At 59.8% G+C, this 24,323-nt stretch carries 21 protein-coding genes; 2 read left to right on the top strand and 19 right to left on the bottom strand.

The window, feature by feature from the left end; all coding sequences use genetic code 11:
* Positions 1–79: 79 nt before the first annotated feature.
* Genes KGB23_RS06785 through arnB form a run of 9 tightly spaced genes read right to left on the bottom strand, consistent with a single transcriptional unit; the run spans position 80 to position 10,472 of the window.
* Positions 80–1,678: an ArnT family glycosyltransferase gene (locus tag KGB23_RS06785; RefSeq protein ID WP_223430398.1), complete on the bottom strand. Its 1,599-nt coding sequence runs from the start codon at positions 1,676–1,678 to the stop codon at positions 80–82.
* Positions 1,675–3,054: a UDP-glucose dehydrogenase family protein gene (locus tag KGB23_RS06790; RefSeq protein ID WP_223430399.1), complete on the bottom strand. Its 1,380-nt coding sequence runs from the start codon at positions 3,052–3,054 to the stop codon at positions 1,675–1,677. The genes KGB23_RS06785 and KGB23_RS06790 overlap by 4 nt, the downstream gene beginning before the upstream one ends.
* A complete protein-coding gene (gene arnF / locus KGB23_RS06795) occupies positions 3,051–3,452 on the bottom strand; it encodes a 4-amino-4-deoxy-L-arabinose-phosphoundecaprenol flippase subunit ArnF (protein ID WP_223430400.1) in 402 nt (133 codons plus the stop codon). The genes KGB23_RS06790 and arnF overlap by 4 nt, the downstream gene beginning before the upstream one ends.
* Positions 3,449–3,793 (bottom strand): 4-amino-4-deoxy-L-arabinose-phosphoundecaprenol flippase subunit ArnE, encoded by a 345-nt coding sequence (arnE, locus tag KGB23_RS06800; protein ID WP_223430401.1) that lies wholly within the window; start codon positions 3,791–3,793, stop codon positions 3,449–3,451. Before arnE ends, arnF begins: the two co-directional genes overlap by 4 nt.
* Complete coding sequence (gene arnT, locus KGB23_RS06805) at positions 3,790–5,439, bottom strand: lipid IV(A) 4-amino-4-deoxy-L-arabinosyltransferase (protein ID WP_223430402.1); 1,650 nt, start codon at positions 5,437–5,439, stop codon at positions 3,790–3,792. The genes arnE and arnT overlap by 4 nt, the downstream gene beginning before the upstream one ends.
* Entirely contained in the window at positions 5,436–6,320 is an 885-nt protein-coding gene (arnD, locus tag KGB23_RS06810) for a 4-deoxy-4-formamido-L-arabinose-phosphoundecaprenol deformylase (RefSeq protein ID WP_223430403.1), read from the bottom strand. The genes arnT and arnD overlap by 4 nt, the downstream gene beginning before the upstream one ends.
* Entirely contained in the window at positions 6,320–8,311 is a 1,992-nt protein-coding gene (gene arnA, locus KGB23_RS06815) for a bifunctional UDP-4-amino-4-deoxy-L-arabinose formyltransferase/UDP-glucuronic acid oxidase ArnA (protein WP_223430404.1), read from the bottom strand. The genes arnD and arnA overlap by 1 nt, the downstream gene beginning before the upstream one ends.
* On the bottom strand, positions 8,308–9,327 hold the full coding sequence (gene arnC, locus KGB23_RS06820; RefSeq protein WP_223430405.1) for an undecaprenyl-phosphate 4-deoxy-4-formamido-L-arabinose transferase: 1,020 nt from the start codon (positions 9,325–9,327) through the stop codon (positions 8,308–8,310). Before arnC ends, arnA begins: the two co-directional genes overlap by 4 nt.
* Entirely contained in the window at positions 9,324–10,472 is a 1,149-nt protein-coding gene (gene arnB, locus KGB23_RS06825) for a UDP-4-amino-4-deoxy-L-arabinose aminotransferase (protein ID WP_223430406.1), read from the bottom strand. Before arnB ends, arnC begins: the two co-directional genes overlap by 4 nt.
* Positions 10,473–10,861: 389 nt before the next feature.
* Between arnB and xerC the strand changes: the two genes are divergently transcribed.
* Complete coding sequence (xerC, locus tag KGB23_RS06830) at positions 10,862–11,800, top strand: tyrosine recombinase XerC (RefSeq protein WP_134421531.1); 939 nt, start codon at positions 10,862–10,864, stop codon at positions 11,798–11,800.
* Between the two features lie 10 nt (positions 11,801–11,810).
* On the opposite strand, the gene KGB23_RS06835 is transcribed toward xerC, so the two are convergent.
* The 10 genes from KGB23_RS06835 to KGB23_RS06880 all read right to left on the bottom strand — a co-directional run bounded on the left by KGB23_RS06835 (position 11,811) and on the right by KGB23_RS06880 (position 23,226).
* Positions 11,811–12,881, bottom strand: a complete 1,071-nt coding sequence (locus tag KGB23_RS06835) for an ABC transporter ATP-binding protein (protein ID WP_223430407.1) — start codon at positions 12,879–12,881, stop codon at positions 11,811–11,813.
* Positions 12,878–14,476, bottom strand: a complete 1,599-nt coding sequence (locus tag KGB23_RS06840) for an ABC transporter permease (RefSeq protein WP_223430408.1) — start codon at positions 14,474–14,476, stop codon at positions 12,878–12,880. The genes KGB23_RS06835 and KGB23_RS06840 overlap by 4 nt, the downstream gene beginning before the upstream one ends.
* A 3-nt stretch (positions 14,477–14,479) precedes the next feature.
* Positions 14,480–15,493 (bottom strand): iron ABC transporter substrate-binding protein, encoded by a 1,014-nt coding sequence (locus KGB23_RS06845; RefSeq protein WP_223430409.1) that lies wholly within the window; start codon positions 15,491–15,493, stop codon positions 14,480–14,482.
* Between the two features lie 221 nt (positions 15,494–15,714).
* Positions 15,715–16,272 (bottom strand): membrane integrity-associated transporter subunit PqiC, encoded by a 558-nt coding sequence (locus KGB23_RS06850; RefSeq protein ID WP_223430410.1) that lies wholly within the window; start codon positions 16,270–16,272, stop codon positions 15,715–15,717.
* 17 nt (positions 16,273–16,289) lie between these two features.
* A complete protein-coding gene (locus KGB23_RS06855; protein ID WP_223430411.1) occupies positions 16,290–17,948 on the bottom strand; it encodes an intermembrane transport protein PqiB in 1,659 nt (552 codons plus the stop codon).
* Positions 17,929–18,585, bottom strand: coding sequence for a paraquat-inducible protein A (locus KGB23_RS06860; RefSeq protein ID WP_223430412.1), 657 nt, complete (start codon positions 18,583–18,585; stop codon positions 17,929–17,931). Before KGB23_RS06860 ends, KGB23_RS06855 begins: the two co-directional genes overlap by 20 nt.
* Positions 18,582–19,178: a paraquat-inducible protein A gene (locus KGB23_RS06865; protein WP_223430413.1), complete on the bottom strand. Its 597-nt coding sequence runs from the start codon at positions 19,176–19,178 to the stop codon at positions 18,582–18,584. The genes KGB23_RS06860 and KGB23_RS06865 overlap by 4 nt, the downstream gene beginning before the upstream one ends.
* Before the next feature lie 152 nt (positions 19,179–19,330).
* A complete protein-coding gene (locus KGB23_RS06870; RefSeq protein WP_223430414.1) occupies positions 19,331–20,632 on the bottom strand; it encodes an NAD(P)/FAD-dependent oxidoreductase in 1,302 nt (433 codons plus the stop codon).
* Positions 20,629–21,717 (bottom strand): polyamine ABC transporter substrate-binding protein, encoded by a 1,089-nt coding sequence (locus KGB23_RS06875; protein WP_223430415.1) that lies wholly within the window; start codon positions 21,715–21,717, stop codon positions 20,629–20,631. Before KGB23_RS06875 ends, KGB23_RS06870 begins: the two co-directional genes overlap by 4 nt.
* 150 nt (positions 21,718–21,867) lie before the next feature.
* A complete protein-coding gene (locus tag KGB23_RS06880) occupies positions 21,868–23,226 on the bottom strand; it encodes a glutamine synthetase family protein (RefSeq protein WP_223430416.1) in 1,359 nt (452 codons plus the stop codon).
* 161 nt (positions 23,227–23,387) lie between these two features.
* Between KGB23_RS06880 and KGB23_RS06885 the strand changes: the two genes are divergently transcribed.
* Positions 23,388–24,311, top strand: coding sequence for a helix-turn-helix domain-containing protein (locus KGB23_RS06885; protein ID WP_223430417.1), 924 nt, complete (start codon positions 23,388–23,390; stop codon positions 24,309–24,311).
* Positions 24,312–24,323 lie beyond the last annotated feature (12 nt).

Consider the following 24,323-nt stretch of genomic DNA (forward strand, 5'->3'; position numbering starts at 1 on the left):
GAGGTCTTCCTGAAACACCGCGTTGCCTGGGTTCACGACGACTGCGTCGCCGAACGCAGCCTCGCAGGCTCGGCAGCTGCTACAAGGGATTGAGGTGCAGCAGGACGAAATCGTTTTTGTCGAAACGGCCGCTCAAAACGGGCGGCAATGCACCCAACGGCGTGCCCTGCAGGGCGCGGTAGTCGCTTTCATCCATCATCAGCCAATGCGGCCCCTGAAGGTTTTCCAGTTCTTGGGTCGATTCGGTGAAAACCGGCTGTAAGTCCTGCTCGATGTTGACCATGAACTTGATCGCCTTGGCGTCTTTACCCATGGCGTGCAGGACCAGAGGCGCCGGGTCTTTCTGGACAAGTGCGAATGCCGCGCGGCTGAAGGTCCGGGTGTCGTAGAGTCGGCGTTCGACCGGTTCGAATACCAGAATATAGACCAACCACAACGCCAGGACCGCGCACAAGGCCAGTGTCTGAACCCGCCAGCGGGGCCGAAAGAGCACCGCCAGGGCAATGACTTGCAGCACGCCAAGAATGATCAAAATTGCAGTCAGCGTCGGCATTTGCTCGGAAAAACGTCGGTGAGCGACCATCAATCCAACGACCAATAGAGCCGGGATCAACAACCACAGCCCTTGCATCAACCCCCGCAACCACTCAAATACCCGACCTTGCACCACCTGAAACGGATACGCCGCAATGATAGCCGCCATGGGCAACATCGGCAGCAGGTAGCGGGCCTTTTTTGCCTGGGGGATCGAGAGCCCGACCATCACGATCAGCCCGGCTGCCGTGCAGTATTGCAACAGGCGCAAAGCAGGACCGGCCTGCCGCGGATTTGTCAGCCAGACCGCGGCCAGTACCAGCAACGCCAACGGATACGCGAGCGCATAGTTGCCCACCGAGCTGGTGAAGTAATACAGCGAACCGCTGACGCCTTCGCTACCGTCCAGGCGCCCCAGGATCTGCATGCGCACCACGTCGTGCATGAACTCCGGGCCGCCGATGGTTTCCGCCAGCCACAACAGCACGCCAACGCACACGGCCAGCAGCACCGAAGCCATCAGGCCAAAACCAAAAAAATGCTGCCATTGTCGATTGAGCAAGAAATAGCTGCACAGCATGCCCGTGGGAATCACCAGCCCGATCGGCCCGCGAATCCCGAAACCTATTAGCAACAAGGCAAAGATCAGCCACCACCGGCGCTTTGCGGCGAAATAATCGGCGGCATAGCCCAGGTAGAACACCGCAAATGCCACCGCCGCGAGCATCAGATCCTGGGACACGGCACGGGTTTCGGTGACAAAGGTATTGGTCAACATCATCAGGGCGATGCTCAGCAACGCCCAGCGTTGGGAGTAGGGCGCCAGCAACCGGTACATCAACGTGACGATCACCGCCCCGGCAATGGCGCTCGGCAACCAGGCAGTCAAACTGTTGACCTGCCCGAACGGCAGCGACAGCAACCAGATGAACAGCGTCGTCAGCGCAGAATAATCCGCATACGGCTGGCCATAGGTGGTCGGAAAAAATGTCGGCCCATGGCGCAGCATTTCCTGAGCGAACAGCACAAAACGCGAATCGAAGCCGATCACTGCCTGTTGATACAACCCGGCGCTGAACAGCAGCAGCGCCAACAGCCCTAGCCCCAGAGACTGTCGGCGGATACCGGGTGATGTCGCAATCAAGCGGTGACCGAAGCAGCGAGCCACTGCTGATGCGGAATCGGCAGATTGCGCGATTCACCGCGCCCCATCGGGAAGTACATGAAACCGGCGCGGGCCAGGCGATCGGCGTCGTACAGGTTGCGTCCGTCGAAGATCACCGGTGCGTTGAGCCGCTGTTGGATCAGGCTGAAATCCGGGGCCTTGAACTGCTGCCATTCGGTGCAAATGATCAAGGCGTCAGCGCCGGACAATACCGACTCCGGTGTGCCCATGAGCATCAACTTGGATTCATCGGGATACAGCTGCTGGGTTTCCTGCATGGCTTCCGGGTCGAACGCGCGGACGTTGGCCCCGGCGGCAAACAGCGATTCCAGCAGCACCCGGCTCGGTGCATCACGCATGTCGTCGGTGTTCGGTTTGAACGCCAGCCCCCACACGGCAAAGGTCCTGCCGCGCAAATCGCCCTTGTAGAACGCATTGATGCGCTCGAACAGCTTGTGCTTCTGACGTTGGTTGATCGCTTCTACCGCTTGCAGCAGATCGCTGGAGCAATGCGCCTCTTCAGCGCTGTGGATCAGCGCGCGCATGTCCTTGGGAAAGCACGAGCCGCCATAACCGCAACCGGGGTAGATGAAGTGATAGCCAATGCGCGAATCGGCGCCGATGCCCAGGCGCACCGATTCGATGTCGGCGCCCAGGTGTTCGGCCAGTTCGGCGATCTGGTTGATGAAGCTGATCTTGGTCGCCAGCATGCAGTTGGCGGCGTACTTGGTGAGCTCGGCGCTGCGCAGGTCCATGAACATGACCCGGTCATGGTTGCGGTTGAAGGGCGCGTAGAGGTCACGCATTACGTCACGCACCTCATCGCGTTCGCAGCCGATGACGATCCGGTCCGGGCGCCGGCAATCGGCCACGGCAGAGCCTTCTTTCAAAAATTCCGGGTTGGAGACGATATCGAACTGCAACAGCCGACCGACTTTGATCAGGCACTTGTCGATATGCGCGCGCAAGGTGTCCCCCGTGCCCACCGGCACCGTGGATTTCTCCACCAGAATCACCGGTTGTTCACGATGACGCGCCACGGCTTCTCCCACCGACAGCACATAACGCAGATCCGCCGAACCATCGTCCCGGGACGGTGTGCCGACCGCGATAAACAACACCTGGCCATGCTGCACCGCGAGTTTTTCGTCGGTGGTGAACTGTAAACGTTTGCCTTCCAGGCCTTCGCGCACCAGGCTGGCCAGCCCCGGCTCGAAAATGCTCACGTGGCCTTGTTGCAGCAGTTCAACTTTCTTCTCGTCAATGTCCATGCAGACCACGTCGTGGCCAACTTCCGCCAGGACGGCGGCTTGCACCAGACCAACATAACCGCTACCAAATACACTGATTTTCATGGGGCACTCCTGAGTTCGGGCGCGCGAGCAGGGCGAGAATTAATGGTAATGACACCGAGGATGACCAGGGCCACCCCGATGGTTTTTGAAAGGCTGAACGCTTCGTTGAACAGCGGCAGGCTGGCGGCCAGCAGGTACACCAGCGCGTAGCTGATGCTCAGCAGCGAATAGGCCCGGCCCAGCGGTAAATCCCGCAGGGCGGCGAGCCAGCAGAGCATCGACAGGGCGTAAGCGAGAATGGCGACCAGCACCACGGCGACAGCGGACAGATCGATGCTGGTGGTGAGCCAGTGTTCGGGCGATGGCAGGCGACTCATGCTCCAGCGCATGCCCAGTTGCGCGGCACTGACCAGCAGCACGCTGCTCAACGCGAAGGTGATTCCGCGACGCAGGTTCATGTCTGTTGCCCCAGCAGCACCACGCCACCGATCACCAGCGCCACGCCCAACCAGTGGCGACGGTCGATGGTTTCGTGGAAAACGAAGCGGGCGACCAGGGTGATGAGTACGAAATTGAGGCTCAGCATCGGGTAGGCAATGCCGACTTCGAGGCGCTGCAACACCAGCAGCCACACCAGCAAGCCCAATCCCAGAGAGGCAAGCGCCAGCCACAACCACGGCGAACGCAGTTTCTCGCTCCAGAGCGACGCCCTGTCGCGCCAGCTTTCAACGGCGTATTTCTGTGCGATCTGGCCCAGGCAGGTCAGCAGGCAGGCGGTCAAGAGCAATAACAGGCTCATGACGCCTCCTGAGGAAAAATCAGAATCACAATGTTGCCTTGTTCATAACGCTTGCCATCCTTGGGTAGCAGTTCGATTTCGCGCAGTTCGTCGTCACCCTTGATGCGCATGACCACACCGACCGAACCACTCTGGCGGGCGTCGCGCATCCACGTTTGAACCTGGTTCGGGTCGACTTGCTGCTGTGCGCCGTCAGGATAGGCGAGGCCATATTTCAATTCGCCTATCGTGTTGTACAACGCCACGTCCGGGCGTTTCAGGCGCCAGGCCAACGCTCCGGCGGCGCCGAGGTCGTTGCTCAGCAACTGATCGGTCTGGCTGAGTTCCTGGGCATGCTCGAGGATGAATTGGTCGGGCATTTTGTTGGCGACCACCGACTCGGGCAGCCCGACCGGCAACAAGGCAATCAGCAGCAGACTGCCGAAGGCTGGCGCCGCCCAGCATTGCAAAGGTCTGAAGGCTTGCAGCAGGTTGGCCATGATCCAGCCGGTCAGACCGATGAACACTAGCACCAGGTTGTGCAGTTCATGGTTGTAGAGCGGTTTTTTCAGTTGCAGGTAGACCAGGGCCACCAGAATCGTCAGGCCCAGCAGCAGGTTCAGCAGACCATTGATGCCCAGTACCCGGCCTTGCTCAAGCTTCAAGCGGTCCACCAGTGCGTGCCCCAGCAGCAACGCCAATGGCAACAGGCACGGCAGGATGTAGCTCGGCAGCTTGCCTTTGCTCAGGCTGAAAAAAATCAGCGGCATCAGCAACCACAGCAACAGGAACGCGATATTCGCCTGGCGACGTGTTTGCCACGCTTGCTTGAGCGCCGGTGGCAACAGCGCCACCCACGGCAGGCTGAACGCAACCAGTAACGGCAAGTAGTACCACCACGGCGCGTCGTGCTGCGCATCGTCCCCGGCAAAACGGCGGATGTGTTCGTGCCAGAAGAAGAATCGCCAGTAATCCGGTTCCTGCGCATGCACCGCCAAGACCCAGGGCAGGCTGACAGCGATGGCCACGACGATCGCCAGCGGGCCGTAGATCAGCAGTTCACGCCAACGTTTTTGCCAGAGCATCCAGGGCAGGGCGATCAGCACTGGCAACAGCCAGGCGAGGAAACCCTTGGTCATGAAACCCATGCCGCAGGCCAGTCCCAGCACGGCCCAGCCCACAAGGCGTTGGCCACGGCCGGCGCTGTCCAGGGCAAACCACAAGGCCACCAGACTCAGGTTGACCCAAAAGGTGAATTGCGGATCGAGGTTGGCGTAGCCCGCAGCACCGGCGATGACGGTGAGGCTCATGTACAGCAGTGCGCAGGCAAAACTCTTGCGTGGTTCGTTCCACAGACGGCGGGCGATGAGGTAACACAGCAACACGCTGAGCCCGGTGCTCAGGGCCGAGGCGAAGCGCACGCCGAACAGGTTCTGACCGAACAGTGCCTGACTGGCGGCAATCATCCAGTAACCGGCCACCGGTTTTTCGAAATAGCGCAGGCTCATGAAATGCGGCGACACCCAGTTGCCGCTCAGGAGCATGTCCTGGCTGATCTGGGCGTAGCGGGTTTCGTCGGGAATCCATAAGCCATGGCTGCCCAGCGGCAGCAGATACGCCAGAGCGAAGATGGCCAGCGACAACGGCAATGCCCAGTGCTTGCTCATACGCCTTGCACTCCCAACCAACCTTCGCGCCCTTCGAGCGCGCCACGCAGCACTCGGCCAACCGGCAAGGTGTCGGGTACCTCGGGCAGCAGATCGCCCAAGGGTTGAAAACGGATGTTTCGCTGGCGCGCATCGGCCAGCAGTTGACGAAAATCGTTGGCCATCAGAATCCCTTCTACTTCGGCATGGATCGTGTAGACGTTGAGTTTTTCGGGGCTGAAGCGATCAAGAATGAAAGCGTTGAAGTCCTTGGCCGCCACGGTGGGGCCCACCACCTCATCGAACGTTGGTAAGTCCACCGGAATTTGCGGAGCTCCCAAGCCACCATCGGCCAATCGCGGCCGGAACAGGCTCTGGCCCCGGCAATCGCTGTTGTAGCGAAAACTGAATGCCTGCTTGGCCTCTATCACGCGCTCGTCTGCCCGCCACCCGGCGGACGCTGAGCATTCGACGTTTTGCCCGATGATGTCGGCGAGGGTGTCGACGCCCCGACGAAGGTGTTCGACCAGCTGCTTGTCACTCCAGCGTCCGGCATTGGCCTGCCAGCCGTGGTGATCCCAGGCGTGCAGGCCGACTTCATGCCCGGCTGCCACGGTTTGACGCATCAAATGCCCTAGATCACGGCCGATCGGTTTACCGGGCCACGCGGTACCGGCCAGCAAGATGTCCCAGCCGTACAGGCCTGCCGCGTTGGAACGGAGCATTTTCCAGAGAAATTGCGGCCGGATCAGGCGCCACAAGTGACGCCCCATGTTGTCCGGCCCGACACTGAAGAAAAACGTCGCCTTGACCTGTGCTTCTTCAAGCATTTCCAGCAGCCGCGGCACCCCCTCGCGGGTGCCTCGGTAAGTGTCGACATCAATCCGCAGGCCCGCCTGCATTAGCGCTTGTCCGCGATTTCGAGCATGGCTTCACGCAAGAAGAAGTCCAGCGTATTGCCGATGGTTTCACTCATTTCCACGGTCGGCGTCCAGTCCAGCAGGCGCTTGGCATTGGCGATGCTTGGTTTGCGGTGCGACACGTCCTGATAACCGGTGCCGTAGAACGCTTTGCTTTCGACATCGCGGAACCCGGCGAACGGCGGGAAGTTGTCGCGCAACGGGTGCGCTTCGAACTGACGCAACAGCTCTTCGCCCAACTGGCGGATGCTGGCTTCGTTGTCCGGGTTGCCGATGTTGATGATCTGGCCGTTGCAGGCGTCGTTCTCGTTGTCGATGATCCGCGCCAGGGCTTCTACGCCGTCGGCAATGTCAGTGAAGCAGCGTTTTTGCTCACCGCCATCGAACAGGCGAATCGGCGTGCCTTCCACCAGGTTGAGGATCAGCTGGGTGATCGCGCGGGAACTGCCGATACGTGCCGAGTCCAGGCGGTCGAGGCGTGGGCCCATCCAGTTGAAGGGACGGAACAACGTGAAGTTCAGGCCTTTCTGGCCGTAGGCCCAGATCACCCGGTCAAGCAGTTGCTTGGAGATCGAGTAGATCCAGCGCTGTTTGTTGATCGGACCGACGATGAGGTTGGAGGTGTCTTCGTCGAAGTTCTGGTCCTGGCACATGCCATACACTTCGGAGGTCGACGGGAAGATCACGCGTTTGTTGTATTTGACGCAGTAACGAACCAGTTTCAGGTTCTCTTCAAAGTCCAGCTCGAACACCCGCAGCGGGTTGCGGGTGTACTCGATCGGTGTGGCAATCGCGACCAGTGGCAGGATCACGTCGCACTTCTTGATGTGGTATTCGATCCACTCGGAGTGGATGCTGATGTCGCCTTCGACGAAGTGGAAATTCGGATGGCTGCGCAGGCGCTCGATGGCATCCGAGCCGATGTCCAGGCCATACACCTCGTATCGGTCGTCGCGCAGCAGACGCTCGGACAGGTGATTGCCGATGAAGCCGTTGACGCCGAGGATCAGCACGCGAGTGCGACGCGGTGCGCGACCGGACTCGGCGCCACGCAGCACGGAACCGTCCACCAGGCCCAGTTCGTTGGCCAGTTGCGGGCCGCTCAGGTACAGGCCGTTGTCGTTACGCTGGCCGGCGGTGATCACCAGCGAGTCTTCGCCGCAGGCGATACGCAGTGGGTCGACACTGATGACGCGACCAGGCGCTTGACCTTCATTGCCTTGGGCGACTTCTGCGCTCCAGACAATCAGCTTGTGTTCGCCCACGGCGCAGAATGCGCCCGGGTAAGGCTGGGTGACGGCGCGAACCAGATTGAACAATTCTTCAGCCGGTTTGTTCCAGAGAAGTTTGCCGTCGGCCGGTGTGCGGCGGCCAAACACTGTGGCTTGGGATTCGTCCTGCGGGGTTTCGTTGACTTTGCCCTGAAGCAACGCCGGTAGCGTGTCACGCAGCAAGTCGCTAGCGGCCACGCGCAGTTTGCCGTGCAGGCTCAGCGCCGTGTCGCTGCGTTCAATCGCAACCGTTTTCTGGGCGAGGATTGCGCCCGCATCGGCCCGCTTGACCATGCGGTGCAGAGTCACGCCGGTTTCGCTTTCACCGTTGACCAGCACCCAGTTGGCCGGCGCACGACCACGGTAACGCGGCAACAACGAACCGTGCAGATTGAAGGCACCTTTGCTGGCGGTGGCCAACAGCGGTTCGCTCAGCAGATTGCGGTAGTAGAACGAGAACAGGTAATCCGGGTTGAGCTTGCTGATGCGCTCGATCCACAGCGGGTGGTTGGCATCGTCCGGGGCGTGCACCGGGATGCCCTTGCGTGCGCACAGTTGCGCAACGGAGCCGTAGAACGCGTTTTCCTTGGGATCATCAGGATGAGTAAACACCGCGGCAATATCAAAGCCCGAGTTGAGCAGGGATTCGATGCCGGCACAGCCAATATCGTGATAGGCGAAGACAACAGCTTTTGCACTCATGAGTGAACCTGATCTGAAGAAATGGAGGTGAGACCGTCAACGGTGACAACGGGAGCGGGGGCAGCGGGTTGGTTACGCAGGACTTTTTCAATAAAGAACCGGGGGCGGGCGCGAACGTCGCCGTACATGCGTCCCAGGTACTCGCCCAACAGGCCCATGCCGATGAACTGGCCACCGGTGAAGATGAACAGCACGGCGAACAGCACGAATGTCCCGTCGCCGGCCCAATGGGCGCCGAAGGCCAGGCGCAGCACAATCAGCGTAATGGCGAACAGCACGCCAAGGGCCGCCATGCCAAAGCCGACGATGCTCAGCAAACGCAAGGGCGTGGTGGTCATGCAGGTGATCAGGTCGAACATCAGATTGACCAGGCGCATGGGGCTGTACTTCGATTCCCCGTGTTCGCGCTCGGCGTGGGGCACGAGGATTTCTGTGGTGTGCCGGGCGAAGCTGTTGGCGAGGATCGGGATGAAGGTGCTGCGTTCACGGCAGGCGAGCATGGCGTCGACGATGGTTCGCCGGTAAGCGCGGAGCATGCAGCCGTAGTCGGTCATGGCGACGCCGGTTGAGCGCTGTACGGCCAGATTGATCAGCTTTGACGGCCAACGGCGCAGTGCCGAGTCTTGACGGTTGTTGCGCACGGTGGCGACGACGTCATAACCCAGCTCGGCCTGAGCCACTAACCGCGGAATCTCCTCGGGAGGGTTTTGCAGGTCGGCGTCGAGGGTAATAATCACATCACCTTTGCACTGCTCGAAACCGGCCATGATTGCCGCGTGCTGGCCGTAGTTGCGGTTGAGAATGACCGCCACCACCGGGCTGCACTCGCGATGGGCGGCCTCTTCGAGGATTTGCGCCGAGTTGTCGCGGCTGCCGTCGTCCACCAACACAATCTCGTAGTCATGGTGCAATTGCTGACATGCCGCTTCAGTTCGCCGGAGCAACTCGGGCAGGCTGTCTTGCTCGTTGTAGACCGGGATGACGATTGACACGCAACGGATCGGGTAAGGTTTCACAGGCTTGAGTCCAAAACGTTTTCAATAGCGTCGACCACACGATCGACGTCATCGGTGGTCATGTCGGGGAATAACGGAATCGAGCACAGCCGTGCCGAGTTCCATTCAGTGTTGGGCAGATAGATGTTGGGGAAGCGCTGGCGGTAGTAGGTGTGGAGGTGAGTGGCGATGAAGTGAATGCCGGTGCCGATGTTCTGCGCTTGCAGGGCCTTCATGAACGTTTCACGGTCCATTGCGCAGCGCTCGCTGTCGATACGCAGGATGAACAGGTGCCAGGCGTGCTGCTGCGCATAGGCTGGAAGGGCCAGGGGTTGCACCGGCAAACCTTCCAGTCGCTGCAAATAAGTGCCGGCCAGCTCCGTGCGTTTGGCGTTGATTTCGTCCAGTCGCTTCAGCTGCACCAAGGCGATGGCGGCATTGATGTCGGCCAGGTTGTACTTGAAGCCGGGCTCCATGACCTGAGCCTGAGGTTTGCGGCCGTGGGTCAGGCGGTCATAGGCATCGACACCGAGGCCATGGAACTTGAGCATGCGCACACGACTGGCCAGGGCTTCATCGTCACTGACAAACATGGCGCCCTCGGCGCAGGTCATGTTCTTGATCGCGTGGAACGAGAAGATCGCCGTGCCTTTCGCGCCGACATGACGACCTTTGTAGAAGGTGCCTGCGGCGTGAGCGGCGTCTTCGATGACGGGGATGCCGTGTTTGTCGGCCAGCGCATAAAGCGGATCGAGATCGAACGCGGCACCGGCGTAATGCACCGGAATGATGGCTTTGGTGCGCGGCGTGATCGCTGCTTCGATGCTGGCCAGGTCACTCATCAGCGTGTCGCGATCAACGTCGACGAACACGGGTGTCGCGCCCAACAGGCAGATCATGTTGGCAGTGGACACCCAGGTCTGCGACGGCGTGATGACTTCATCGCCCGGACCAATTCCCAGTGCCAGTAAAGTAATGTGCATCCCGCCGGTGGCCGAGGACAGTGCCACGGCATGACGGCATCCCACGTAGTTGGCGAATTGCTCTTCCAGTTCCTGGTTTTTCGGCCCGGTAGTGATCCAGCCAGAGCGCAATACTTGCTCTACGGCGGCAATTTCTTCATCGCCGATACTGGGGCGGGAGAAGGGGAGAAAAGCCTGACTCATGGACACCTCGGGGCTGAAGAGTGAATAGCCTGTGAGGCTAAAAAAATTTTGGATCCATTGCAAGCGTAGACGCTAAAACAAAAGCTGCATCAATTACTTACTCGAAATACCTGACGATTTAGATAGGTTGACATTTTCTGCGATGGTCGGCAGGTTGGTCCCTCGCAAAGAGACAGGCCGGATCCATTGAGGTTATTCCCGATTTTGTGAAAGGAACATGAAAAACCGGTCGGCGAATCGTTTATCTGGAGGTCATACAGCCACTGTTCAGACTTCTGCCGTTCATCGAGTTTTCTAGTAGAAAGTCCTACAGAAGTGTCCTGCTTTACATGAAGGATGTTTCAATCCTTAGTTGTTTAATGAACTGTTTCCATTGAAGGCCGTTTCGTTTGATCGACTTACCCGCTACCGACTCGACTCCCTTAAAGACCAATCCGTTGACCCTGTATCTGGCGCGTCTGGCGCCCTCCAGCCAGCTGACCATGCGTTATGTTTTGCAGGACGCCGCTGACCGGTTGGGCTTCGAAGACATGAACGTCGAGGAGATTCCCTGGCACAACCTGCAACCTGAAGATGTCATCGCACTGGTGGCCACCTTGCGCACGGATGGCTACGCGCCGAACACTTCTTCGCTGTACGTCAACGCGGTGCGCGGGGTGATGAACGAAGCGTGGCGCATGAGCCTGATCAGTCAGGAACACCTGCTGAAGATGCGCTCGGTCAAGGGGATTGCCGGCACACGATTGTCCCAGGGGCGAAACCTCAGGCGCACGCTGATCCAGGAATTGATGGCGGTCTGTGCTGCCGATCCACGGCCGCAAGGGTTGAGGGATGCGGCGATCATCGGGATTTTGTATGGCTCGGGCATGCGCAAATCGGAATCGGTGAACCTGGACCTGAACCAGGTCGATTTCACCGAGCGCAGCCTTCGTGTGACCGCCAAGGGCAACAAGCAATTGATCAAGTACGCACCGGCTTGGGCGTTCGCCAAACTCAATGACTGGCTGGAACTGCGGCGCTCGCTACTGAAGGAGGGTGAAGTGGATGATTCGTTCCTGTTCAACCGCATTCGCCGCGGCAGTCACATCACCCGCGAGCGCATCACCAAACATGCGATTTATTACATCGCCCGACAGCGGGGCGCGCAGGTCGGGGTGAAAATCATGCCGCATGATTTTCGACGTTCGTTCATTACCCGAGTGATCGAGGAGTATGACTTGTCGATCGCCCAGAAACTCGCCCATCACAGCAACATCCAGACCACGGCCAACTACGATGTGCGCGATGACAACGAACGGCGTCGGGCCGTGGACCGGTTCGATCTTTGATGGACGGGGTTCAGGATTCGCTCAGTACGTGGGCATGGCCGATTGTCGAGACGTGAACCGCGCTGCCGGCGGGTGGCGCATACAGGCCCGAACTGCGCACCATTAATGATCGACCAGGCTGTTGCCCGGAAGCCAATGTTTCCAGTTCCACCGTCAACGTGCAGGTATTGCCGCTGAAATCCCGCTCGGTCACGACGGCGCGGCACCCGGAAGCCTCGGTTGGGCTGGGCTGGATACTGACGAGTTGCAGTTGTTCGGGACGCAGCATGATCTGCGCCGATTTGTTGTTCCGGTGGTTGTTCACCGGTATGCGACCGAGATCGCAATGGGCCCAGCCGGCTTCGATTCTGGCGGGCAAGACCACGGCATCCCCCAGAAACAGCGCGGTCTGTTCATCCTCGGGGTAGCGGTAAAGATCCAGCGGATGGCCTGACTGCACCAGCCGGCCGTCGCGCATCACCGCCAACTGATCGGCAAACGACAAGGCTTCACTCTGGTCATGGGTGACCAGAATGGTGGTCACGCCGGCGTCGGTCAGCAGCCGTGCGACCATTTTGCGCATGGCGCCTCGAAGTCCGGTGTCGAGGGCCGAAAACGGCTCGTCCAGCAACATCAGGCGCGGCTGTTGCGCCAACGCCCGCGCCAGCGCCACGCGTTGTTGCTGGCCGCCGGACAGTTCATGAGGCCAACGATTGGCCATGTTCGTATCCAGCGCCACGCTGTCCATCAACTCTGCGACTCGCTCCTGTTTTGCACCGCCCTTGATCGAAAGCCCGAAACCGATGTTCGCGGCCACGGTCATGTGCGGGAACAGGGCGCCGTCCTGCGGGACATAGCCAATCAAGCGCTGATGCGCCGGGACTTCGTGGGTGTCGTCGACGAGCGTTTGGCCATTGAATGATAGACGGCCCGAGTCCGGGAATTCGAAGCCCGCAATCATCCGCAACAGCGTGGTTTTTCCTGAGCCCGACGGGCCGACGATGACCGTTCGGCTGCCCGTTGGCACCGACAGGTTGATGCTCTCCAGCGCTTGATGGGCGCCGTAGGACTTGGAAATGGAATGGAGTTCAAGAGCGTTCATCGGCCAGCCGTTCGTTTGGATTGGTGATAAAGAAGTCCGGTCAAGGGAAGCGACAGCAAAATCATCAGCAGGGCATAGGGCGCAGCCGCGGCGTAGTCGATTTCGCTGGTCATGGCCCAGAATCCGGTGGCCAGGGTGCGCGTGCCGTTGGGGGCGAGCAGCAGGGTGGCGGTCAACTCATTGGTGATCGCCAGAAACACCAGCGCCGCGCCAGCGGCAGCGCCGGGCGCGGCCAGGCGCAGGGTGATCAGCCATAAGGCCCGGGCGGGTGAGCGGCCGAGGCTGCGGGCCATGTTTTCCAGTTCGACCGGCGCCTGCGCGATCCCGGCGCGCAAACTCACCAGGGCGCGAGGCAAAAACATCAGCAGATACGCCAGCAGCACCGTGATCGTGGTCTGGTAAATCGGTCGGGCGAAATGGATGGTGACGGTCACCAATGCCAAGGCTACGACGATCCCCGGCAACGAACTGGTGATGTAGTTGCAGCTTTCCAGCACACGTTGCAACCGGCCCGGAGAGCGAATCGACAACCAGGCAATCGGGATGGCGGCGCAGGTGGTGAGGGCGGCACCCGCAACACCGAGCAGCAGCGTCTGTTCCAGCGCCGGCAGAAGTTCGTCCATCTGCCAGACTTGCGTACCGCCGGCGATCAGCCAGTTACCCAAAGTCACGAGTGGCACGCCCAGCGCCAGTGCGCAGGTCGCAATCTGTACGGTCAGGGCGAGGAAGGTGGTTGCAGGTTTCAGGCGCACCACCCGCTGTTCGCGAGCGCTTCCCGACCCGACCCGGGCGTAACGCGCCGTGCCGCGAGCGGTCGATTCTGCGGTCAGCATCACCAGGCAACACAGCGCGAGCACGCTGGCCAGCATGTTGGCGGCGGGGCCGTTGAAGGTGGATTTGAACTGATCGAAGATGGCCGTGGTGAAGGTGTCGAAGCGGATCATTGCGTATAGGCCATATTCGGCCAGCAGGTGCAGGCCCACCAGCAAAGCGCCGCCGCAGATAGGCAGGCGCAATTGCGGCAGCACCACCCGGAAAAATATCGCCCAGGGTTTGAGACCGAGCGATTCGGCAACGTCTTCGATGGCCGGATCGAGCCTGCGCAGGGTCGCAGCAATCGGCAGGTACAGGAACGGGAAGTAGGCGATGACCGAAACCAGAACCCCGGCAAACAGCCCGTGAATCGGCGGGGCCAGACTGACCCACGCATAGCTGTGAACGAACGCCGGCACCGCCAGCGGCGCGGTCGCCAACAACGACCACCAGCGCCGCCCCGGCAGGTTGGTGCGTTCTGTCAGCCAGGCCAGAGACAGGCCTAACGTGACGCACAACGGAATCGTGATCACCACCAGTAAAACGGTGTTGATCAACAATTCAGCGACCCGCGGCCGGAATACCAGCGGCACAAGGGTCGCCCAGCCTGTCTGAAACGATACGCCGATGACGAAGGCAATCGGCAGCAGCGACAGCAGCGAAACCAGCACCGACAAACTGATCACCCACGCGCCGCCACGCCCCGCGAAGAGGCCGCGGGATCGTCGTCGCAAGTTCGCGGGTATCGCCTCGGCGACACCCGCTGGCAAGGTTTCAGGCATCAATTAGAGCAGTCCCGCCTGAGTCATCAACTCCACGGCTTTTTTACTGTCGAGTTTTGAAGCATCGACTGTCGGCGCGTCGAGTTGCTGCAAAGGCACCAGTTTTGGATTGGATTCAGCGTTCTTGCCCACCGCGTATTCGAACGATTTACCGGTTTTGAGGATGGCCTGGCCATCTTTGCCGGTAACCCATTTGAGGAACGCCTGGGCTTGTTCCTTGTGTTTGCTGGACGCCAGAACGCCGCCACCGGAGACACTGACAAACGCGCCCGGATCCTTGTGCTTGAAGTAGTGCAGGGCGGTGTTCTTGCTGTTTTCGCCGGTCTTGGCCTGGTCGCCGAAGCTGTAATAGTGGTAGATCACGCCGCTGTCGACCTGCCCGGCGTTGACCGCTTTCAGTACCGCACTGTTGCCGCGATAGATCGTGGCATTGGCCTTCAACCCTTTGAGCCATTCCAGGGTGGCGGCTTCACCCTTGAGTTCCAGCACGGCGGCGACGATGGCCTGGAAGTCGGCACCGGCCGGTGAAGCGCCCCAGCGACCTTTCCAGTTCGGGCCGGCGAGGTCCATCAGCGACTTGGGCAGTTCGGCTTCGGGCAGTTTGCTCGGGTTATAGACAAACACCGTGGAGCGCGCGGCGATCCCCACCCATTTGCCATGGGCCGGGCGGTAAGCATTGCCGACCTGTTCCAGGGTGGTCGGCGCAACCGGCGCAAACAGCCCCGCGTTGTCGACCAGCACCATGGCCGGGGAGTTTTCGGTCAGGAACACGTCGGCCGGGGAGGCAGCGCCTTCCTGTACGATCTGATTGCCCATCTCGGTGTCGTCGCCATTGCGCACGGTGACCTTGATGCCGGTTTCCTTGGTAAAACCCTCGATCCAGGATTTGGTCAGGCTTTCGTGCTGGGCGTTGTAGACCACGATGCCATCGGCATCCGCCGCATACACATGACCGGCACTCAGCAAAGCGGTGGCCAGCAGTGCTGTTTTCAGGAAAGAAGGGATGTTGGGACTCATGCGTTGTGCAGCTCCTGTTTCTTTTAATAATCGTGCGCGCAGACTCGGCAGAAACGACGGGAAGGGTCGTCGATCAGTGTAGATCAATACGAATCATTTGCATGTTTGAGGCGCGGCAAATGTAAAGTGCCAAATGAGAAAAAAACGTCAAAATTTCAGTAGCAACGCATCACTTGTAGCAGCAGGCTTCGCCAGCTGCTACGGATCGCGTAATGGCTTAATCAAGCCGATGGACACCCTTTTTGTGTTCCACCCGCGGCCTGGCTGATAAGCGCGGCCAGGCGTTTGACGTTGTTTTGTTGAGCCGCCACCAGTTCATCGATGGACGGCCCTGAAGGCGTCTGCAAAGTGCTGCGGCAGGTGAGCAGCGGCGCATCACCTTCGCTCAGATTGCGCAGGCGCCACTTGACGTCGATCAACGCATATTGACCGGGAATCGAATCAAATCGCTGCACGTCTAACCGCACCGATACGTTGCGTCGAGGATTGTTGTTGACCATTTGATCGACCAGCGCGCTACGCAATTCATCCACCAGGCTCGCGCCCCACCACTCGGTTTCGAGGATCGCCATGCCACTGTTGCCCTGGCGAATGACGATCTGCGGACGATCGACCTGGGGCGGTACGCTGATGCCCTCAATCTGGATTTCCGCAGCACTGGTCCTTGAATTGCCGCTCGGTTGGGCCGGGGTCAGGGTGTGAAATTGAATCGGATCACCGCGGCAAGCGGCGAGTAGCAACAATGCAGTGACCAAGCTGATTTTCAGCGGATAAACCATGAGTGATGCTCCTGTGGTCATTTGCGTGGCGGCCCCTGCAGGTCCATCGGCGCAGCATTGTCGGGACGACCGCGAATCAGCGATTCCGGATGGCGTCCCAGGTAATCCGAGAGTTCACGCAAGGAGCGCGACATGCGCCCGAGTTCGTCGAGGGTCTGACCTAATTGTTCGCGTTGCGGCGAGTCTTCGGCCAAGGTCGAACTGGCCGATTGCAGCGTCTTGCTGACATCCGCCAGGGTGGTCTGCACGCCGGGCAGGGTCTTGGCGTTGAACTGTGCGAGGCCTTTTCGCAGTTCGACGAGGTTGCTGTCCAGGTTGCCGGCAATGCGCTCGATCGGCAGTTGGTTGATCTTGTTGACCATGCCCTCCAGTTTTTCCTGCAATTGTTCGAGGCTGCCAGGAACGGTTGGGATAGAGACTGGACGGGCGGTTGGATCGAACACGACTTTCTCCGCTTTGGGGTAGAAGTCGAGCGCAATGTAGAGCTGGCCGGTCAACAGGTTGCCGCTCCGGGCCTGGCCCCGCAGACCGTTTTCGATGAAGGAGCCCATCAGGCGTACGCCAGCGGCTTCGTCGTTGGGGTCATGCTTTAACACCTCGAGCATTTTGATGTGGGCCTGGCCGAGTCGTTGCGGGTAGATCATGATCCCGACATTGACCGGGAAACTGCGCTTTTTCGCGTCGAAATCCAGAACGACCGACACGACTTTGCCGAACTCGATGCCAAGGAATTCCACCGGCGCGCCGACCCTGAGCCCGCGCAAGGCCTGATCGAAACGCAAACTCAAGAATTGCCCCTTGCCGCTGGGTGGGGCGAGGGCAGTTAGCTGGTCTTCGAACAGGTCGAAGGCTTTGTCCTCGGCGGCCGGTTGATCGTTGGGGCTGTACTCCGGAGCGCGGAAGGCGATGCCGCCCACCAGGATTGATGACAACGACTCGGTTTTCACCGAGAAGCCGTTGGCGTCGACACTCACGTCGATCCCGCTGGCGTTCCAGAACCGGGTGTTTTCAGTGACGTAGGCATCATTGGGCGCGTGGACGAACACTTCGATGTTGACCCCTTTACCGTCGGCGTCCAGGGCATAGGCCACCACTTGCCCCACCGGAATCTTGCGGTAGTAAATCGGAGAGCCAATGTCCAGCGAACCGAGATCCTGGGTGCGCAGGGTGAAGCGCTTGCCCGGCTCGCCATAGGTAATCGGAGGCGGGTTTTCCAGGCCGATAAAGTTTTTTGCACGCGCGTTGGCCTGGCCGATGTCGGCGCCAATGTAATCCCCGGACAGCAGGGTATCGATACCCGACACCCCGCCGGCGCCAATACGCGGACGCACGACCCAGAATTGCGAGTCTTCGCGGGTGAAGCTTTCCGCCTGCTTGGACAGTTTGATGGTGGCGTTGACGCTCTTCTGATCGTTGCTCAGTTCCACGTCCGAGACATGGCCGATCACCACGTTGCGGTATTTGACCTCGGTCTTGTTGGCCGTCAGGCCGCTACCGGTTTTGAACGTAACGGTAATGGTCGGACCTTCCTGCATCATGGTGTGCACGACCAGGGAAATCCCCACCAGCACCGCGACGATCGGCACGATCCATACCAGCGAAACGCTGAAGCGGTGGGTGGTCTTGACAGGGGCCTGCCCAGGGGCTTGCGGCCCGTCAGTGGCTTGCGACTTCATCCATGACCTCCTCGTTTTGCGGATTTTTCCGCTCTTTATCCCAGATCAGGCGTGGGTCGAAACTCATCGCCGACAGCATGGTGAAGACCACCACCAGGCCAAAAAACAGAATGCCCGGACGCGGTTCGATATCGGCCAGGGCTTGAAACTTCACCAGTGAGGCCACCAGGGCGACCACGATCACATCGAGCATCGACCAGTAACCGATGAGCTCGACGAAACGGTACAGCGTTGACCGTTGCTTATTCGCCCATTGGCTGTCGCGCTGAACGGTCACCAGTAACAGCGTCAGGGCGACGAACTTGATGCCCGGCACCGCGATGCTGGCGATGAAAATAATCAGGGCAATGTCCCAGGCGCCGTGCTGCCAGAACTCCAGTACACCGCTCATGATCGTGCTGTCGGCGCCGTTGCCGACCATCCTGGTGTTCATCACTGGCAGCAGATTCGCCGGGACGTAAAACGCCAGGGCAGTGAACATGTAGGCCCAGGTCCGGGCCAGTGAGTTGGCTTTGCGCCGATGCAGCGGCGCGCCGCAGCGAGTGCATTCGTGAGGCTCATCGGTCATGTCACAGGCCAGGCCGCAGCTATGACACAGGCACAGGTTGAGTTCACTCGCCACCGGGGGCCTGTTCATAAGATGTCCCATAGGTCACGGATGTCGCGCCCGGCGATGCGGATCATCATCAGACTGAGGATGGCCAGGGCAAACAGGCCGATGCCGGGCAGTACATCCAGCAATCCGGCGAGTTTGATGACCGCGACCATCGCCCCCAGCAGACAGACCTCCAGCATGCTCCAGGGCCTGAGGGTTTCCAGCCAGCGCATGCAGAACCTGAAACCGGGTGAGCGGCGGGAGGCGAGGGCGAAGCTCAGCACCCAGACAAGCAGCACCAGCTGGAAAATCGGCGCGATGATCATCGCGATCGCCGCCACCATGGCGATGAAAGTGATCGGCCCCAGACTCAGGGCAAGCACCGAATCCCAGAGTGTTGCGCTGTTTTTCAGGCCTTTGAGGCTGATGTTCATGACGGGATAGAAGTTGGCGAAAATCCACAGCATCAACGCGGTGAAGGTCAACGCCAGACGTTGTTCCACCGTCAGGCCGTTATAGCGCTGAAGCACGCCGCCGCAGCGCGTACAGAGGGTTTTTTGATGTTTGGCGAGCGTGACTTTTTCATACACGCAGTCGCAGTGCTCGCAGATGATCAGTGGATCAGTCGTAGCCATAGGCTGCACTCGCCAGGACGCAGGGAAGTCAGAGCACTCCCTCAATATAGAAGGACCTCGCAATTGAGCAAATTAAAAGGTTATTCAATAGGATGCGGACGTACGGTGATCTCCTACAGGGGAATGGCGTTTTATCGAAGGTGGGAGGGCGTTCAGCCGAGCAGTTCGCGCAGGCGATACCAGAACATGCCGAGCGCCAGCAGCGGAGAGCGCAGCATAGACCCGCCCGGAAAGGTCATGTGCGGCACGGCGCTGAACACGTCAAAGCCCTGACTGTGTCCGACGTGGATCGCTTCGCCCAACAGCTTTGCGCACCAGTGGGTCACGTTCAGGCCATGACCGGAGTAACCCTGGGCGTAAAACACGTTCGGATGCTGGCTCAAGCGCCCGACCTGAGGGAAGCGGTTGGCGGAGATGCCAATCTTGCCGCCCCATTGATAATCGATGCGCACGTTGGCCAGTTGCGGGAAGACCTTGAGCATGTGCGGGCGCATGTACGCTTCGATGTTCGCCGGATCGCGCCCGGAATAATGACAGGCGCCGCCGAACAGCAAGCGTCGATCTGCCGAGAGCCGGTAGTAATCCAGACCGACTTTCTGGTCGCAGAGCGCCAGGTTATGCGGGATCAATTGCGCTGCAACATCGGGCGCCAACGGCTCGGTGGCGATGATGTAGCTGCCCGCCGGGAGGACCTTGCCGCTCAGTTTCGGTTCGAGCTCTTCCAGGTGAGCGTTACACGCCAGCACCAGACTGCCGGCGCGCACCGTGCCGCCGGCACAGCGAACCTGCACGGTGCTGCCATGGATCAACTCCAGCACCGGGCTCTGCTCGAAGATCTTCACGCCGAGGGATTGCGCCAATAGTGCTTCGCCAAGGACCAGATTGAGCGGGTGCAAGTGACCCGAGCCCATATCGATGAGACCACCGGCATACACGCCTGAGTTCACCACCTGCTGACGAATCTGCTCCGGCCCGACGAGTCGGGTTTCGTGGGCGTAACCCGATTCGGCAAGGCCCTGCTGCTCAGCCTTGAACGCCGCGAACTGCGCTTTAGTATTGGCCAGTTCACAGAACCCCCAGCGCAGGTCGCAATCAATCCCGTGTTCACGAATGCGGTTGCCCACAAGCGCTACCGATTCGACGCCCGCACGCTCAAGGTAACGCACGCCTTCTTCACCGACATGACGGGCAAAACCGCTGACGTCATGGCCGATACCGCGGATCAACTGCCCGCCGTTACGCCCGCTGGCGCCCCAGCCAATACGCCGGCCCTCCAGCAGGATCACCGAGAGTCCGCGCTGCGCCAGTTCGATCGCTGTGTTAACGCCGGTAAAGCCGCCGCCGATCACACAGACATCGGCCTCAAGATCCTCGGCCAGTGTGGGGTAGGGCGCCATTCCATTGGCTGACGCCGCGTAATAGGAGCGGGCATGTTCGTTGCTGTACTGGTTCATTGGTTGGACTTCACTTTGCTCCAGGAACGGGTCATCAAACGCATAATCGCCTGGGGCGGGGTGGTGGAAATGTAGAGCTTGTCGAGGACTGCCTGGGGTGGGTAAACCTCAGGGTTGTTGACCAGTTCCGGGTCCATGTCTTGCTTGGACGCCGGGTTAGGGTTGGCGTAACCGACCGACGCGCTGACCTTGGCAATCACTTGCGGGTCCAGCAAGTAGTTGATGAAGGCGTGCGCTTCTTTCTGGTTGCTGGCGTCTGCGGGAACCGCCAACAGGTCGAACCACAAGTTACTGCCTTCCTTGGGAATCGCGTAGGCGATGTTCACGCCGTTCTTGGCTTCCTTGGCCCGGTTCGCGGCCTGGAACACATCACCCGAGTAACCGAATGCCACGCAGATGTCGCCGTTGGCCAAATCTGAAACGTACTTCGAGGAGTGGAAGTAAGTGATGTAAGGGCGGATGGCCAACAGCTTGGCTTCAGCTTTCTTGAAGTCTTCAGGGTTTTCGCTGCGCGGGTCCATGCCCATGTAATTGAGCACGGCCGGGAACACTTCATCGGCCGAATCCATCATCGACACGCCGCACTGGCTGAGTTTCTTCAGGTTCTGCGGTTCAAAAAACACGGCCCAGGAATCGATGCGGTCAATGCCCAGCACTTGCTTGACCTTGTCGACGTTGTAGCCGATGCCGTTGGTGCCCCACAGGTACGGGACCGAGTGTTCGTTGCCCGGATCGTTTTTCTCCAGCAGCGCCAGCAGTTTCGGGTCAAGGTTCTTGAAGTTGGGCAGCTGCGAACGATCGAGCTTCAGGAACGCGCCGGCTTTCACTTGGCGAGCGAGGAAGTGGTTGGACGGCACCACCACGTCATACCCGGTGCGGCCAGCGAGCAATTTTCCCTCCAGGGTTTCGTTGGAATCGAACACGTCGTAGATCACCTTGATCCCGCTTTTCGCCTGGAAGTCGACGAGGGTGGTCTCGCCGATGTAATCGGTCCAGTTGTAGACGCTGACCGTTGGCTGAGCCTGCGCAACGGCGCTGAACAATAACGCCAGTGCGACCGGCACCATGGATTTCAATAGACGCATTCGACACCTCTTCGATTTTTTGGATTTATCAGGCGTTTCTTCGGTGCTTGGTAGGCCGTCTTCGCGAGCAAGCCCGCTCCCACAGGGGTACGCATTTCAAATGTGGGAGCGGGCTTGCTCGCGAAGAGGCAGTCAAAGACACTACAAATCTCAGACGCTGAGCAGCAGGAACTCTCGCTCCCACGAGCTGATCACGCGCTTGAAGTTCTCATGTTCGGCGCGCTTGACCGCCACATAACCGCGGACGAATTTGCTACCCAGATAACGCCCGACGGTTTCGCACTCTTCCATCTGCGTCAGCGCGTCTTCGATGGTGATCGGCAGGCGCAGATTGCGGCGCTCATAGGCACGCCCCTGGACTGCAGCGCTCGGTTCGACGCGCTCGACCATTCCCAGATACCCGCACAACAGGCTCGCTGCAATCGCCAGATAAGGGTTGGCGTCGGCCCCCGGCAACCGGTTTTCCACGCGCATCGCGTCCGGCGTGGAGGTCGGCACACGCAGGCCCACGGTGCGGTTTTCTTCGCCCCACTCGACGTTCACCGGTGCCGAAGTGTCCGGCAGGAAGCGGCGGAACGAATTGACGTTCGGCGCGAACATCGGCAGCACTTTGGGGATGTACTTTTGCAGGCCGCCGATGTGGTGCAGGAACAGTTCGGTCATCTGCCCGTCGGCATTGGCAAAGATCGGCTGGCCGGTGGCGATGTCCACCACGCTCTGGTGGATATGCATGGCGCTGCCGGGTTCATCGCCAATCGGTTTGGCCATGAAGGTCGCGGTGACGTTGTGCTTGAGCGCCGCTTCGCGCAGGGTGCGCTTGAACACGGTGATCTGGTCGGCCAGATCCAGCGCGTCGCCGTGACGGAAGTTGATTTCCATCTGCGCCGGGCCGTCTTCGTGGATCAAGGTATCGAGGTCCAGGCCCTGAAGTTCACACCAGTCGTACACGTCTTCAAACAGCGGATCGAATTCGTTGGCGGCGTCGATGGAAAACGACTGACGACCACTTTCCGCACGGCCCGAACGCCCTAGCGGTGCCTTGAGCGGCAAGTCCGGGTCTTCGCAGCGCTGGGTCAGGTAGAACTCCATTTCCGGCGCGACAATCGGCCGCCAGCCTTTGTCGGTGTACAGCTGCAGGACTTTTTTCAGCACGTTGCGCGGCGACAGCTCGATCGGGTTGCCGAACTTGTCGAAGGTGTCGTGAATCACGATAGCGGTCGGCTCGATGGCCCATGGAATCACATACACCGCGTCGGAGACGGGCTTGCACACCATGTCGATGTCGGCCGGGTCGAGCAGGTCGTAGTAGATGTCGTCGTCGACAAAGTCCCCGGTTACCGTTTGCAAAAGCACACTTTCCGGCAGGCGCATGCCTCGCTCATGCAGGAACTTGTTGGTGGGTGCAATTTTGCCGCGTGCGATGCCGGTCAAGTCGCTGACCACACACTCGACTTCGGTAATCTTGTGATCTTTCAGCCACGTGAGCAGCTGATCGAAAGGGACATTCATAAAGACCTCGTTATTGGTTTTATTAACGCCGGGGAGGCTGGTTTCATCCACCACACACTTCCCCTGTGGCGCGTTGACGACTATCTTGGGCGAGCCTTGACGTTCCATCTATCCACTTTCAGCAGCACCAAAACGCACCAAACGAGTGCGTAAGGTCACCCATGACAACGTGCAACCCCCTGCAAGTCCAAGCGTTCAACACCGCCGATGTAACCGAGCAAATCCGCGCCACACCGGGTTGGGTGCAGCATTACCAGCAAATGTCACCGGGGCATTTCGCCGGGCGCGTGCGCTACCTGGACCTGCAAGGCGTGGAGATTTACGAGGAACAGATGAACACTCGCGTCGAGCAGAATTTCAGCGCGCCCGAAGGTGCGCTGGCGTTCTGTTTCGATCGCAGCGACAACGCGTTGTACGTGTTGAATGGCGAAAGCCGCAACATCTGGATCACCCCGGAGAACTACCAGGAAATCGCCGTGGTGTTCGGTCCGGAGTTCGTGCAGCGTCACGGTTTGAACGTGGCCAGGCTCGAAGGCCTGTTCATGGCGCCACTGAATTCGGGGCAGAACGCGTTGTTCAGTCGCTGGCTCAGCGGGACGTTGACCCGACTGGCGCAGACGCTCGATCCACCGAGCAAGGAGGCGTTGACCCAGCAGTTGCTGGAAGACTGCCTGTACATCCTCGACAACGCGTGTGTTTGCCTTGATCGCGGAGGGTTACAGCGCCGCGCCGAAGAGCGTGCAGTGATGAAACGCATCGGTGAATGGGCGGCTGATGCCCCGGAAGACACCCTGAATCTGCTGGAGCTTTCGCAGGTCGCCGGGGTTTCACTGCGGCAGTTGCAGCATGCGTTCAAGGCCTATACCGGGATGACCCCAACCCACTGGCTGCGCTTGCGCCGACTCAACAGCGCACGCCGCGAATTGCTCAGTCGCACAGCGATGGACACCACCGTTGCCGAAGTGGCGATGCAGTGGTCGTTCTGGCATTTAGGGCGATTTTCCAACAGCTATCGGGCGTTGTTCAACGAACTTCCCAGTCAGACGCTCGCCCGCAAATCCTGTGGCGTAACAGGTCGCGGGTAAGCCTGGGACACG

The organism is Pseudomonas sp. GL-B-26 (assembly GCF_019947405.1).
Classification (GTDB): domain Bacteria; phylum Pseudomonadota; class Gammaproteobacteria; order Pseudomonadales; family Pseudomonadaceae; genus Aquipseudomonas.